This is a genomic window from Tessaracoccus sp. MC1679 (genome assembly GCF_014164775.1).
GTDB lineage: Bacteria > Actinomycetota > Actinomycetes > Propionibacteriales > Propionibacteriaceae > Arachnia.
On record NZ_JACJGB010000004.1, the window covers coordinates 228851 to 242378 of the forward strand.

Sequence of the window (13528 nt, forward strand, 5' to 3'; positions counted from 1 at the left end):
TGTGGACAACGCAGAAGTCAAGGGCCTCGCATCGACCAACGAAGGAGTGACCGGAGCGGAGCTCCTGGGGCTGGAGCCAGGCTTGGTGGTGCAGGAGTTGGGATGGGACGAGGACGTCGACGCGACACTTCGCGACGGCGTGATGGACATCATCGACGGGGAGATGATCGATGAGCCCCTCGAGGCCGTGGACGTCGTGCTGCTCTGGTGGCGTGACGAGGACGGCGACGTCGTCGACGGACTTGTGGACGCGCTCACGGACCTGACCGACTCGGGATACATCTGGCTGCTCACCCCGAAGGTCGGGAGGCCGGGATTCATCGGCCCCAGCTCGGTGGCGGAGGCAGTCACGATTGCGGGCCTGTCTCTGACGAAGACGGCCAACGTGGCGGCCGACTGGCAGGCGACGAAGGTCGTCCGACCCAAGGGCTCACGCAGATGACCGCGCGCATCGGCGTCATGACGTCCGGCGGTGACGCGCAGGGCATGAACGCCGCGGTGCGCGCCATCGTGAGGACCGGCATCCACGAGGGCGCCGAGGTGTTCGCCATCCGCGAAGGATGGCAGGGAGCCATTGAGGGTGGTGCGCAGATCGCGCAACTGGGGTGGAGCGATGTCTCCGGGATCCTGAACAAGGGTGGCACGGTGATCGGCACCGCGCGATCCATGGAGTTCAGGACCCGTGAAGGCCAGCTGACGGCCGCGCAGAACCTCGTCGAGCGGGGAATCGACAGGCTCATCGTCATCGGCGGAGATGGGTCGCTGACCGGGGCGCGCAACCTGTGCGTCGCCTGGCCGACCTACATGGCCGAACTCACCGAGGCGGGCCGGATCAGCCCGGAACAGGCTGAGGCGCATCCCAGACTTCACATCGCGGGCCTCGTGGGATCCATCGACAACGACATGGTCGGCACGGACATGACCATCGGTACGGACTCCGCGCTGCACCGCATCACCGAGGCGATCGACGCGATCAGCTCCACCGCGGAGTCGCACCGCCGCACCTTCATCGTCGAGGTCATGGGTCGGCACTGCGGCTACCTCGCCCTGATGAGCGCGATCGCGGGCGGGGCCGACTACACGTTCCTACCGGAGTCTCCGCCCAGACCGGGGTGGGAGGACAGAATGGTGGAGGTGCTGGCCCGCGGACGCGCCGCCGGACGTCGCGATTCCATCCTGGTGGTCGCGGAGGGGGCGGCGGATCGCGAAGGCGCCCCGATCACGGCGGACCGGATCCAGGCGGTGCTGCGCGAGCGTGCCGGTGAGGAGGCCAGGATCACGATCCTCGGTCACGTGCAGCGCGGGGGTACTCCCTCCGCCTACGACCGCTGGATGGCGACGGCGTGCGGCGTCGAGGCGGTCCGGCGAGTGCTCGAGGCCGATGATGAGAGCGAACCCGTGCTCGTGGGCGTCCGCCGGGACAGCGTCGATGGCACGCCACTTCTCGGCGCCGTTGAAGCCACCCACCGGATCAGCAACTTCATCGCCGAGGGTCAGTACGAATCGGCGGTGACGGCCCGGGGCCACGGCTTCACCACGATGATCGACATCTACCGGATGCTCTCTGAGGCCAGGCCCAGCGTCGCGCCGTCGTCGGAGCCGAAGCGCATCGCCATCATGCACGCCGGCGCCCTCGCGCCCGGCATGAACCAGCTCGCGCGCGTCGCGGTCAGGTCCGGCCTCGATCTCGGCCATGAGATGTTCGCCGTCCAAGGCGGCGTGCCGGGCCTCGTCGGCGGAGACCTCCGCGAGGTGAACTGGTCGGACGTCGAGGGCATGGCGCACACAGGTGGGGCCTCCTTCGGGACGCGGCGCTACGTGGCCCAGGAGCACGAGCTCTACCAGATGGCGCGATCACTGGAGGAGCATCGGATCGACGCGCTCCTGGTGATGGGCGGGTTCCATGCCTACGCGACGGTGGACCTGATGGAGCGTGAGCGTCGTCGCTACCCCGCCTTCAACATCCCGGTCGCCATCCTGCCCGCCAGCATCGACAACAACCTGCCCGGGTGGCCGATGGCCGTCGGCGCCGACACTGCGCTCAACACCGTGGTGAACTCGATCGACATGGTGCGCATGTCCGCCTCGGCGAGCAAGCGGGCCTTCGTCGTTGAGACCATGGGCCGCACGTGCGGCTTTCTCCCTCTGCTCGGTGGCATCGCCGGCGGCGCGGAGAAGGCCTACCTCCCCGAGACCGGGATTTCCCTGGAAGAGCTGTCGACAGACGTGGAAGCGTTGGTCGACGCATTCGAGACGGGGCGCAGCTTCTACCTTGCTGTGATGGGGGAGGAGACGAGTGAGCACTACACCTCGGATGTCCTGGCCAAGGTGTTCGAGGCCGAAGGCCACGGTATGTATTCCGTCCGCAAGGCGGTGATCGGCCACATCCAGCAGGGGGGCAACCCCTCGCCGTTCGATCGCATCAACGCCACCCGTCTCGCCTACCAGGCCCTGGTGAACCTGGATCAGCAGCTGAGGGAGGGCACCTCCACCTATGTGGCGGCGCACAGCCCCACTCCTGGGCTGATGGCGCCGCTCCGGCAGGTGACCGACGCGATGGACTGGGACCTGCAACGGCCCAGCGAGCAGTGGTGGATGAGCCTCCGGCCGGTGTTCGACAAGCTGAGCCGACGCCCCGGTCAGGAGTAGACCTCTGAAATCGGTGCTTCACTAACAGGTGCCGACGACCACGCCGAAGGTCTCCGTGGCCGCGCACTCCATGTCTGCGAGCTGAGCCAGGACGGGTGAGCCCTCGGCGACACTGTCGGGCACGGTGTCGCGGAAGACCAGTGATTGAGCGTCCGCGTCGCGCCGGATGATCGTGAACTCCACCTTCGCCGCAACCGTGTCGCTGGTGCGGGTTCCCGTGAAGGCGCACGAGACACCGCTGGCACCTCCGGTGAGGGGCACATCGACGACCACCGACTCGGCGACACCGGTGAACGCCTGCTGCTGGTCGGTCACGAGATCGCGGCAGGCCTGGGTGAGATCCTCCCCGACGGTGGTCAGGGTGACAGCCTGCACGCGGACGTCTGTGGCCGGCTCGCGCAGGCGCACCAGCCTGCGATCATCCTGCACCACCTCGTCGGCGTACACCTCCCATCCATCCGGGACGGTGAGGCGCACATCGCCCAGGTCCAGTTCAGCGGGGGGAGAGGGGCCCGGGGACGACTCGTCCAGGGAGGGTGACGGCTCCGTCGACGGGCTGGATCCGCGGTCGGAGGACTCCGTGGACGAGGTCGACGCTTCGACCCTGCTCGACGACGGGGAGGGTGCCGGGGACGTGGTGCCGGTGCTCCGGGGGCCGAGAATGAGATAGAGGCCACCGATCAGCACTGTCATCGCGACGCCCAGCGCAGCCAGCGACATCCATGCAAGTCTGGCCCCCTCGTCCTCCGGCGGGGTGGCGACGGCGCGTCGGGCACGGCCGGGATGCGGGTGGCTCCTCGGCGGGTCGGGGAGAGGGCCTCTTCTGGGGGTGGGGGGCGGAGATGGCATCCCTTCGGGGGGCAGGGCGCGCCGACCGGTGTCCATGGTGCCTCCCTCCGGCGGTGGTGGGCGCAGAGGGACTCGAACCCCCGACTCCCTGCTTGTAAGGCAGGTGCTCTAACCAACTGAGCTATGCGCCCGGCGTGGACCAACCCTAGCCAATGGCGGCGAGGCCAGCCACCGTGGAAGTGGGACGCCGACGAAGTGGGTCTCCGCCGTCAGACCAAACGGCTGCGGATGAGGGCAGCGATGGCCTTTCCCTCGGCGCGACCCTCCGCGCGTGACGTGACCGCCTTCACCAGCGCGCCCATCTGCTTGATCGTGGGCGGCTCCGCGAGACGCCCGATCTCCTCGTCCACCAAAGCTGCCAAATCCTGCTCGCTGAGCGGCGCGGGGAGATATCCGGCGATGAATTCAGCCTCCGACTGCTCCCTGGCGGCCAAGTCCGAGCGTCCCGCAGCAGCGTAGGTCTCCGCCGATTCGCGGCGCTTGCGCATCTCCTTGGATACCACCGCCAGTTCTTCCGCATCGCTGAGCTGACGTGCGGTTTCCCCCGCCACCTCCTCGACGCCGATGGCGGCCATCACCATCCGGATGGTGGTCTTGGCCGCCTCATCCTTTGCGCGCAGCGCTGCCGCGAGGTCCTGCTTCAATTGGTCTTTCGTCGCACCCATTCGTCATCCTCTTCTCTGTTGCGCCCCATTGTGTCAGGGCCAGGGAGGCCAACTGCCGGTAGGATGATCGATTGTGGCTCACGATGACCTCTCCCAGCAGCTCTCAGACCTCGGTCGGTCCCTAGCGTCGATCGAGGCGGTCGCGGACATCGAGAAGATCCGTTCCGAGATCGCCTCGCTTGAGGAGGAGGTGGCCGCACCGGACCTGTGGGACGACCAGAGCAACGCACAGCGCGTCACGTCACAGCTCTCATTCAAGCAGGGTGAGGTGGATCGGCTCCTGCGGCTGCGCTCGCGGCTCGACGACGCGGAGATGATGCTCGAACTCGCCGACGAAGAGGGCGACGCCGAGGCCCGGGCAGACCTCGTCACGGAGGTTCGCAAGCTCGCCCTGGACATTTCGTCGCTTGAGGTACGCACCCTGCTCTCCGGTGAGTACGACCCCCGGGATGCGCTCATCACGATCAGGGCTGAGGCTGGGGGAGTCGACGCGGCCGACTTCGCGGAGATGCTCATGCGCATGTACCTGCGCTGGGCGGACCGGCACGGATACCCCACCGAGGTCTACGACACCTCCTACGCGGAGGAGGCCGGACTGAAGTCTGCGACCTTCGCGGTGAAGGCACCCTACGCGTACGGCACCCTTTCCGTCGAGCAGGGTACCCACCGCCTCGTTCGCATCTCCCCGTTCGACAACCAGGGGCGCCGGCAGACGTCCTTCGCCGGTGTGGAGGTCCTTCCGGTCACGGAGGAGACCGATCACATCGATATTCCCGAGGCCGAACTCCGCATCGACGTCTTCCGGTCATCTGGCCCGGGTGGGCAGTCGGTCAACACCACAGACTCCGCTGTGCGGATCACCCACCTGCCCACTGGCATCGTGGTGAGCTGTCAGAACGAGAAGTCCCAGCTCCAGAACAAGGCCGCGGCCCTGAGGGTGCTGCAGTCGAGGCTGTTGGAGCGGGTCCGGCAGGACCGGGAGAAGGAACTCAACGCGCTCAAGAGCGACGGCGGGAACTCCTGGGGTGCTCAGATGCGCTCCTATGTGATGAACCCTTATCAGATGGTCAAGGACCTTCGCACCGAGCACGAGGTGGGCAACCCGGAGGCTGTCTTCGACGGTGACATCGACGGGTTCATCGACGCCGGTATCCGCTGGCGCAAACGGTCCGAGGTCGAGGCCTAGGAGCCTGCTGAGCAATCATGCCTCGGCTGCGGCGCACCGGATCGGGCGATCTGGCACCCCTCCATCTGGATATGGACGTCAAGTACACGCACCAGATGTAGTGGTGCCACCTCATCCCGCCCGGCACGTCCTCGCCGGAGACAGCATTGTTCAGCACACTCCTAGCGCCAGCCGCCTGCGTGTCGGGTTAGGCCGACTTGTCCGCGTGATCTAAACTCGCCTTGCGACTGAGAGTTTCTCAGGATCTTCCCCAACCGTCGGAGTGCCGCGTGATCACGTTCGAGGACGTCACCAAGTTCTACCCAGGGCAGGACAGGGCTGCCCTGCGCAACATCAACCTCGAGGTAGGCCGGGGCGAGTTCGTGTTCCTCGTCGGGCAGTCCGGCTCGGGCAAGACCACATTCATCCGTCTGATCCTGCGGGAGTACCGGCCCACCAAGGGCACTCTCTATGTGGCCGGCAAGAATCTCACCACGATGAACCAGTGGAAGGTGCCCGCGCTACGGCGCCAGATCGGGACCGTGTTCCAGGACTTCCGGCTGCTTCCGGGCAAGACGGTCTACGAGAACGTCGCGTTCGCACTGCAGGTGATCGGGAAGCCCGCCCGGGAGATCCGCAGCATCGTGCCAGACACCCTTGAGTTGGTGGGGTTGGCCGGCAAGGCTGACCGGCCCTCCGAGGAACTCTCCGGTGGTGAGCAGCAGCGTGTCGCGATCGCCAGGGCTTTCGTGAACCGGCCCAAGATCCTCATCGCCGACGAGCCCACGGGCAATCTCGATCCCGAGACGTCGGTGGGCATCATGAAGCTCCTCGACCGGATCAACAAGGCCGACACCACCGTGATCATGGCCACCCACGACTCGTCCATCGTCGATCAGATGCGCCGCCGGGTCCTTGAGTTGCGCGACGGTGAGCTCGTGCGTGACCAGGCCAAGGGCGTCTACGGTTCGGCCTAGGCAGGAGAGACAATGCGGCATTCACTACGGGAAACCTGGTCCGGGCTCAAGCGCAACCTGGCGATGACCATCGCGGTCATCGTGACAATGGGCGTCTCGCTGTCCCTTCTCGGCGCTGGCGTGTTGACCTCGATGGAGGTGGACCTGGCCAAGCGGAGCCTCTACGACAAGATCGAGATCTCCGTGTTCCTCTGCACCGAGAACACGCAGGGCGGCCGGTGCGAGCCGGGCAAGGGCACCACAGAGGCACAGCGGGAGGAGATTCGTGCCACGCTCGAGGCCAACCCTGAGGTCGGCGCTGTGGTCTACGAGTCCAAGGAGGCCGCGTTCGAGGAGTTCCAGGAGGTCTTCAAGGACTCGCCCGTGGTAGCGTCGCGCACCGCAGAAGACATGCAGGACTCCTTCCGGGTCAGCCTGGTCAACCCGGAGAACTACGCCGGTGTGGTCAGCGAGGCGCAGGGACTTCAGGGCGTGCAGAACGTACAGGATCTCCACACCGTGCTGGAGCCGATGTTCAAGTGGCTCGGCGCCCTCCAATGGGGAACCATCACCATGAGCGTGCTTCTGTTGTTGGCCGCTTCCCTGCAGATCGCCAACACCATCCGGATGGCGGCGTTCACCCGACGGCGCGAGATCGGGATCATGCGCCTTGTCGGGGCATCCAACCTCTACATCCTGCTGCCTTTTCTCTTGGAGTCGTTGGTGGCAGGAGTGATCGGGATCATCCTGGCTGCCGGAGCGTTGACGCTGGGCTACTGGGTGGTCATTGTGCAGAACGCGCAAACCTCAATCACGGCTTTACCCTGGATTGGCTGGGGTGACCTGGTCACTGCCATTCTTGCCATCGCGGCTGTGGGAATAGCCTTGTCTGTCATTCCCACGCTGTTGGCCACCAGAAAGTACCTGCGCGTTTAGCAGCCCAAAGGAGGGACCAGCGTGACCCGGGAACTTCCCGACCTGCCCCACGTCCGACGCCCATTCACCAGGATCACGCGCGGTTTCGCAGCCGCGGTTCTCGCACTGGCGCTCACCGCATCAATGGCGATGCACTCGGCAGCAGACGAGCTCGATGATCGGCAGGCGCAGCTTCGTCAGCAGATGGCCGAGCAGGCCGCTGTGGTGGAGGGCGCCAACGCCCAGCTGGCCTCGGCGGTCCAGGCCCACGAGGCTGCACGCAATGAGTTGTCCTACGCCGAGGCGCAGCTGGCCGAGGCCGAGGCCGCCGAGCGTGCCGCCGCGGAGCTGGACCAGCAGCGCGCAGCCGAACTGAGTGAGGCGGAGGCCGAGCTGGCCCAGGCCAAGGCAGATGTGGCGGCCGCCGTGGCCGCTCTGGAAGCGGTCAACGGCAGGCTGAACGAGGAGATCCTCGTCACGACTCAGACGAGCCACGGCCTCCTCAATCTGGCGATGCTGTTCTCCGACGTCACCGTCGCCAACCTCAACCAGCGCGCCCAACTCGCTGAGACACTGTTCGATTCGTCGGCTCTTGAGCTGGACGAGCTCGAGATGCGCAGGTTGATGCTTGAGGATGCTCAGGCGGCCGCCGACGCCGCTGAAAAGGCAGCGCAGGCCGCGCGGGAGGCCGCCGCGGATCAATTGGCGGCAAGCAAGGCCGCGGCCGAGGCCGCAGCCTCACTGCGCGCACAGGTGGCACGCCTGGTGGCTCAGACGAGCGCCGCGGAGGACAACGCCACCTCCCAGCTTGCTGCGGAGGAGAGGCGACAGGCGGCGCTCGCCCAGGAGAACGCTGCTGTGGAGCAGCGGATCAAGGACCGGATAGCCGCGCAGAAGGCGGCCGCGGAGAAGGCCGACAAGCAGGCCGCCGAGAAGGCTGCGGCGGAGAAGGCCGCCCGTGAAGCGGCTGCCCGAGAGGCGGCGGCTAAGCAACAGGCAGCGTCGCGCAGTGCGACCAAGACCACGGCACCCGCCCCCGCCGCAGCCCCGGCACCGGCGCCCGCGAAGACCAGCACCTCCACCGGGTCCGGGTTCATGTTCCCGGTGGCCGCCCGCATCACGTCGAGTTACGGGATGCGGCTGCATCCCGTGCTCGGATACTGGAAGCTGCACGACGGCACAGACTTCGGCGCCTCGTGCGGCACCCCCATCCGCGCCGCTGCCTCCGGGGTGGTCTCGGAGCGCTACTACAACGCCGGCTACGGTAACCGCCTGATGATCGATCACGGGCGGGTGGACGGATACTACGTGACCACCGGGTACAACCACGCGTCGCGCTACATCGTCGGCGTGGGCCAGCGGGTCTCGCGTGGACAGGTGATCGGCTACATCGGCAGCACCGGATACTCCACCGGTTGCCACCTCCACCTCATGGTCTGGCAGAACGGTTCGGTGGTCAATCCGATGGCCCGGTGGTTCGGCTGACCCGTGCCATACTGGTCGAATGCCCAGGGAGATCGGGCGCAAGCTGATTGCGCAGAACAAGAAGGCTCGGCACGATTACCACATCGGTGACGTGTTCGAGGCCGGCCTGGTGCTGACCGGCACCGAGGTCAAGACGCTGCGCGCCGGCCGTGCCACCCTCCTCGATGCGTACGCCACCGTCGATGACAACGGCGAGGCCTGGCTGATCAACGCACACATCCCCGAGTACGAATTCGGCACGTGGCGCAACCACTCGGCGCGGCGGACCCGCAAACTGTTGCTGCACCGCAAGGAGATCGCCAAGATCTCTCGAGAACTCGACGGGTCCGGGAAGACTCTTGTTCCGCTGTCCATCTACTTCAACGACGGGTACGCCAAGGTGGAGATCGCCATCGGCACCGGCAAGAAGGACTGGGACAAGAGGCACACCCTCGCCGAGCGTGACGCCAAGCGTGAGGCCGAGCGGGCGCTGGCCAGCAGGAACCGGTACAACCGGGGGTGAGTCGGGGTCCGGTCAGGGGCCTTCCGGGTGTGCTGAACCCCCACTGGGCACCACACTTGATCCCATGACCGCTTACCCCCAGCACCCCACCACCCACGTCACTGAGGCGGCCCGGGACCGTGCCATCGCCCACCTGCAGGCGTGCTACGCGCAGGGTCAGCTCAACGAGACGGATCTCGACCGGCGGCTCGATCAGGCGTTGGGTGCTCGGGACCGGGCGGAGCTCAACCGATCCCTGGCGGGGCTGGCCCGCATCGCGCCTGCGGCGCTCCGCGCTCCCGCACCTGGAATTCCGGCCCCCGCCGACAACGTCGGTGCCGGGCTTGCGCAACTGTCCGGCCTCTTCACCTCGTTCGTCGGCCCCGCCGTCGTCAAGGCCGTGGCCACACCGGGCTCGCGGGTGTGGTGGGAGGCGGCGAGGGCACTGAGCCTGCAGGTGACCATGATGGTGGCAGGATTCGCCGCCCTGGTGATCGGCCTGGTCCTCGGGTTCGAGGGCCTGATGGGCCTGGTGTGGCTGGCCTGGTTCGCCGCCACCCTCGCCGCGAGCGTCCGCGCGTTCAACGGGCAGTCCGGCACCGGCCGGTTCGAGAAGGTCCTGTTGGCCCGTCCCCAGCCGCCGCGTGGTCAGCTTCAGCAGACGCGCTATCATGGGTGAGTACAACTCAACAGGGGGGTGACTGGTTTCGACTTGGGACGGTAGTTCCAGGGGAAGCGGGTCGAGGATCCATGCTTATCTCGTAAACGATGCATGGAAACCAATAAGTGCCGAAAACAAGAGCACTCACTTCGTTCTCGCTGCCTGATCAGCGACCGAAGGGTCAGCCCGGACGTGCCTTCCGTCCGGTTCCTGGCCTCATCTAGAAGGCTTGCTGAGCTTCCTGTGTGTCAGGGGTAGCTCGGGACTTTACTGCCACTGGGCTCGTTTGCGACATGCTGACGTGAGTGCAAGAGCCGAGTAAAACGCCTTGTCAGCTGCACCCGGAGAAGCCCTGGTTCATCTCTCGAGGACGCGGGTTCAATTCCCGCCACCTCCACCCCCTGGGGCCGTCAGTTCGCTGACGGCCCCTTTTTCCTTGTCAGAAGCGTTTCCCGATCCGGCCCTCTTGCAGAAGAGGGCACAAATAGGCACACTTAGGCCCAGAAACGGTACCTAGGTACCGCAGGTTTCGATCGGATTCGGGGATCTCCACATGCCTGCAGAGCTGCTGCCCAAGGGCGTGTCCACCGTGCATCGGACACGTCGCGGCCGCGACGTGACCCTGTACCAGGTCCGCGTCACCTGGCAGGGCCGTCGAGAACTGCTGGGCCGGTTCGACACGCTCCGCGACGCGCGGGCCGCCCTCATCATCGCCCAGGCGGACATGCTGCGGGGCGTGTTCGTGCCACCGGCCGCGCTCCGGGCCCAGTTCCGCGAGCAGCAGGGCCTCGTCCGGGAGGCGGCCCAGACCAGCCGCTACACCGTGGGGGAGCTGGCCGAGGACTACCTCGAGCACGTCCGGCGGCTGGGCCGTAAGGACTCGACGATCTACGACTATCGCCGCCGCGTCGAAACACACGTCCTGCCCGCCTTCGGCTCGCACCCGATCGACTCGGTCACGCCAGACGAGGTGCAGCGCTGGTTCGACCGCCTCATGTCGGATCACGGCAACGGCGCCGCGCGCGGCGCCTACATGCAGCTGAGCGGAATGTTCAACTACGCCACAGGCCAGCTCAAGGGACTCCCATCGGGCTTCAAACCCAAGATTGACCGGTCACCGTGCCAGGTGGTCGGGGGAGCGCGACACAGGCCGGTCAAGCGCGCCGAGGCGTCCGACCAGGTGGTGACCAGAGACCAGATCAGTGCCATCGCGGCCGAGATGCCGCAAGGGGAGGTGCTGGCCGTCCTGCTGTCTGGATGGATGGCCCTTCGCATCGGCGAGGTCCTGGGGCTCCAGCGGCGCGACGTACGAGGGGAGTGGCTCGCCGTCTCGAGAGCCCTGCAGAGCCGGGGCAACGGGCTCGTGCTCGACACGCCCAAGACCAAAGCTGGCATTCGCGAGCTTCCACTCGCCCCGGACTCCGAGCTGAGGGCAGCCCTCCAAGCGCAGCTCGGCGCTCGGGTCGCTGACGCAGCCGACGCACCGCTGTTCCCGAGGGCCGCCCGCGGCATGCATTACCTGCACCCGAACGTGCTCCGGAAACACTTCACCAAGGCGATCGAAGCGGCCAACGCCAAGCTGACGGCAGCCGGCCACCCGCCCGTCCCGAACGGATTCGTGTGGCATGGCCTGCGCCACTCTGCCCTGACGATGATCGCCGGCGCCGGCGCGACCACGGAGGAGCTGCTGACCTTCGGCGGCCACAGCGACGTCCAGGTCGCGCAGCGCTACCAGCACGCGACCAAGACCAGGCTGCACTCCCTGGTCGAGAAGCTCTCCAGCGAACGGGCACAGGGCTGAGCAAAGCCGCTCACGCGCAATCGCCTCCGGGATCGGGTTACTAGAGGACAAGCAACCGAAGGAGTCAGCCATTTCCGTCCACACGAGTCAGCCCGACCCCCAGTGGCTGTCACTGCAGCAGGCCGCCCACATCTACGGCATCAGCGTCGACACGCTGCGACGCAGCATCTCGTCGGGGGACCTGCCCGCGGCCAGGTATGGCCCCCGACTGATCAGAGTCCGGGTCAAGGACCTCGACCGCCAGTTCCGCCGGATTCCCGCGGTTGGCCAGTTGTCGCGTCACCACTACTGACAGGGGCATCTGTAGAGCCAGGCACCTGGTCCCGAGTGCACTGGTGAGAGTGGACGGCTCCATTTTCTCAACAGGTAGGCTAATGAGAATCGCGAGCTATGATTCTCTCATTAGGAGGACGCGGAGCGTATGGAGAACGGGGAAGCCTGGCCGGGCGTCGGATACATCGAGGCGACGTGGCACGCCGATGATCCGGCTGCCAGCAGGCGCCAGCGGGCCTTGAACCGGGGCGCCTTCCGGTTCGCGGTTCCCGCGGTCGTCGGCGACCTGGAACCGCGGGTGGATCCCGGGCTGGCCGACGAGGCGGACCAGGTCTGTGCAGACATCCGGGCGTTCGACGCCGAATCGGCCTCGTGGGGTGTCCCGTTCGCGTCGGTCCTGTTGCGCACGGAGTCCGCCTCGAGTTCGCAGATTGAGAATCTGACGGCCGGGGCCCGGGCGATCGCCCTGGCGTCCCTGGGTGGCAGGACCGGCGCGAACGCGGTGATGATCGCGGCCAACACCGACGCGATGCGAGCAGCCGTCGAGCTGGCCGACAGGATCAGCCCGAACACGATCAGGGCCATGCACGAGCGCCTCAATGGCGGGGACGACCCGGCCAATGCCGGCAGGTTCCGTGACCAAAGCGTGTGGGTCGGCGGCCGGTCTCCGGTGACCGCCACGTTCGTGGCGCCCCCGCATGCCCAGGTGGAGTCGGCGATCGACGATCTGTGTTCGTTCGCGCGGCGTACCGACCTGCAGCCCATGGTGCAGGCCGCGATCGCGCACGCCCAGTTCGAGACCATCCATCCGTTCACCGATGGCAACGGGCGAACCGGTCGGGCTCTCGTATCGTCGATCCTTCGGCACCGTGGGGTGTCTCCGCGAATGACAGTGCCGATCTCGTCGGGCCTCCTGGCGGACACGGAGGAGTACTTCGCGGCGCTGACCGCATACCGGGGCGGAGACCTTGCACCGATCGTCGAGGCATTCGTCGAGGCCGGCCGCCGGGCCATCGCGAATGCCAACATCCTGCGTTCCGACATCAACGATCTCCGCGACCGCATTCTCGCCACGGCTGACCGGCGGACCGCGAACCTGGTGAAGGTCGCGGACCTGTGTTCGGCCGAGCCGGCGCTCACCGCCGAGATGGTGGCCGACCTCGGTGTACCGGTGGCCAGCGTTTACCGGATCCTCGACCGCATGGCGGAGAACGGGGTCATATGTGTCGAGAAGCCGATCGGTGGCGTCAGGGTCTGGACCGTCCCTGACCTGCTTTCGGCGCTTGACCGGTTCGCCGAACGGGCAGGACGGCGAACGTTCAGCAGTGGCTGACCTGTTCAAATCCTGTCAGCCCGACAAGGTCTTTGACTAGTCAGGACCGCATTCGGAGGGCGCAAATCGGGTCGCGTGCCAGATACGTGCCAGATCCGATTCCGGCGCCCACCCTGAAGCGGCCGTAAGTAGGCATAGCTAGCCACCCCCACGAGTAGCGCAGGAGCCGACAGGAACTCGTTAGGGACTGCGACTCAACATGGGCAACGAGCTGCCCGAGCCCCGTGGGGATTGGCTGTGACGACTCCCCAAGCTCCAGCCTCACTTCTTCCAGACCTGATCTTGTTCACATCGT

At 66.6% G+C, this 13528-nt stretch carries 13 protein-coding genes, 1 tRNA gene and 1 other RNA gene; 12 read left to right on the forward strand and 3 right to left on the reverse strand.

Annotated features, from left to right (window positions below):
• Window positions 1-46: 46 nt before the first annotated feature.
• Together H5398_RS08335 and H5398_RS08340 are read left to right on the forward strand one after the other, a co-directional pair.
• Window positions 47-442 (forward strand): DUF3052 domain-containing protein, encoded by a 396-nt coding sequence (locus tag H5398_RS08335; RefSeq protein WP_182783108.1) that lies wholly within the window; start codon window positions 47-49, stop codon window positions 440-442.
• Window positions 439-2649 (forward strand): 6-phosphofructokinase, encoded by a 2211-nt coding sequence (locus tag H5398_RS08340; protein WP_182782896.1) that lies wholly within the window; start codon window positions 439-441, stop codon window positions 2647-2649. The genes H5398_RS08335 and H5398_RS08340 overlap by 4 nt, the downstream gene beginning before the upstream one ends.
• A 21-nt stretch (window positions 2650-2670) precedes the next feature.
• Here the strand turns inward: H5398_RS08340 and H5398_RS08345 are convergent, their stop codons facing one another.
• From H5398_RS08345 to H5398_RS08355, 3 genes are all read right to left on the reverse strand, one after another.
• On the reverse strand, window positions 2671-3369 hold the full coding sequence (locus H5398_RS08345) for a hypothetical protein (RefSeq protein ID WP_182799686.1): 699 nt from the start codon (window positions 3367-3369) through the stop codon (window positions 2671-2673).
• A 183-nt stretch (window positions 3370-3552) separates the two neighbouring features.
• A tRNA-Val gene (locus H5398_RS08350) sits at window positions 3553-3629 on the reverse strand.
• A gap of 78 nt (window positions 3630-3707) precedes the next feature.
• Window positions 3708-4163: a GatB/YqeY domain-containing protein gene (locus tag H5398_RS08355; protein ID WP_182782894.1), complete on the reverse strand. Its 456-nt coding sequence runs from the start codon at window positions 4161-4163 to the stop codon at window positions 3708-3710.
• 73 nt (window positions 4164-4236) lie between these two features.
• On the opposite strand from H5398_RS08355, the gene prfB reads away from it, so the two are divergent.
• The 10 genes from prfB (at window position 4237) to H5398_RS08405 (ending at window position 13233) form a co-directional block, all read left to right on the forward strand.
• Window positions 4237-5349, forward strand: coding sequence for a peptide chain release factor 2 (gene prfB, locus H5398_RS08360; RefSeq protein ID WP_182782893.1), 1113 nt, complete (start codon window positions 4237-4239; stop codon window positions 5347-5349).
• A gap of 269 nt (window positions 5350-5618) precedes the next feature.
• Window positions 5619-6305, forward strand: a complete 687-nt coding sequence (ftsE, locus tag H5398_RS08365) for a cell division ATP-binding protein FtsE (protein WP_182782892.1) — start codon at window positions 5619-5621, stop codon at window positions 6303-6305.
• A 12-nt stretch (window positions 6306-6317) separates the two neighbouring features.
• Window positions 6318-7220, forward strand: a complete 903-nt coding sequence (gene ftsX, locus H5398_RS08370) for a permease-like cell division protein FtsX (RefSeq protein WP_220489258.1) — start codon at window positions 6318-6320, stop codon at window positions 7218-7220.
• 21 nt (window positions 7221-7241) lie between these two features.
• Window positions 7242-8684, forward strand: coding sequence for a M23 family metallopeptidase (locus H5398_RS17760; RefSeq protein ID WP_182799687.1), 1443 nt, complete (start codon window positions 7242-7244; stop codon window positions 8682-8684).
• Between the two features lie 19 nt (window positions 8685-8703).
• A complete protein-coding gene (gene smpB, locus H5398_RS08380) occupies window positions 8704-9186 on the forward strand; it encodes an SsrA-binding protein SmpB (RefSeq protein ID WP_182782890.1) in 483 nt (160 codons plus the stop codon).
• A gap of 64 nt (window positions 9187-9250) precedes the next feature.
• Window positions 9251-9844: a DUF1707 and DUF4870 domain-containing protein gene (locus H5398_RS08385; RefSeq protein WP_182782889.1), complete on the forward strand. Its 594-nt coding sequence runs from the start codon at window positions 9251-9253 to the stop codon at window positions 9842-9844.
• Between the two features lie 14 nt (window positions 9845-9858).
• Window positions 9859-10226, forward strand: a transfer-messenger RNA (tmRNA) gene (gene ssrA / locus H5398_RS08390).
• 153 nt (window positions 10227-10379) lie between these two features.
• A complete protein-coding gene (locus tag H5398_RS08395; RefSeq protein ID WP_182799688.1) occupies window positions 10380-11627 on the forward strand; it encodes a site-specific integrase in 1248 nt (415 codons plus the stop codon).
• A 112-nt stretch (window positions 11628-11739) separates the two neighbouring features.
• Entirely contained in the window at window positions 11740-11919 is a 180-nt protein-coding gene (locus tag H5398_RS17765) for a helix-turn-helix domain-containing protein (RefSeq protein WP_370586097.1), read from the forward strand.
• A gap of 129 nt (window positions 11920-12048) precedes the next feature.
• Window positions 12049-13233: a Fic family protein gene (locus tag H5398_RS08405; RefSeq protein ID WP_182799689.1), complete on the forward strand. Its 1185-nt coding sequence runs from the start codon at window positions 12049-12051 to the stop codon at window positions 13231-13233.
• Window positions 13234-13528 lie beyond the last annotated feature (295 nt).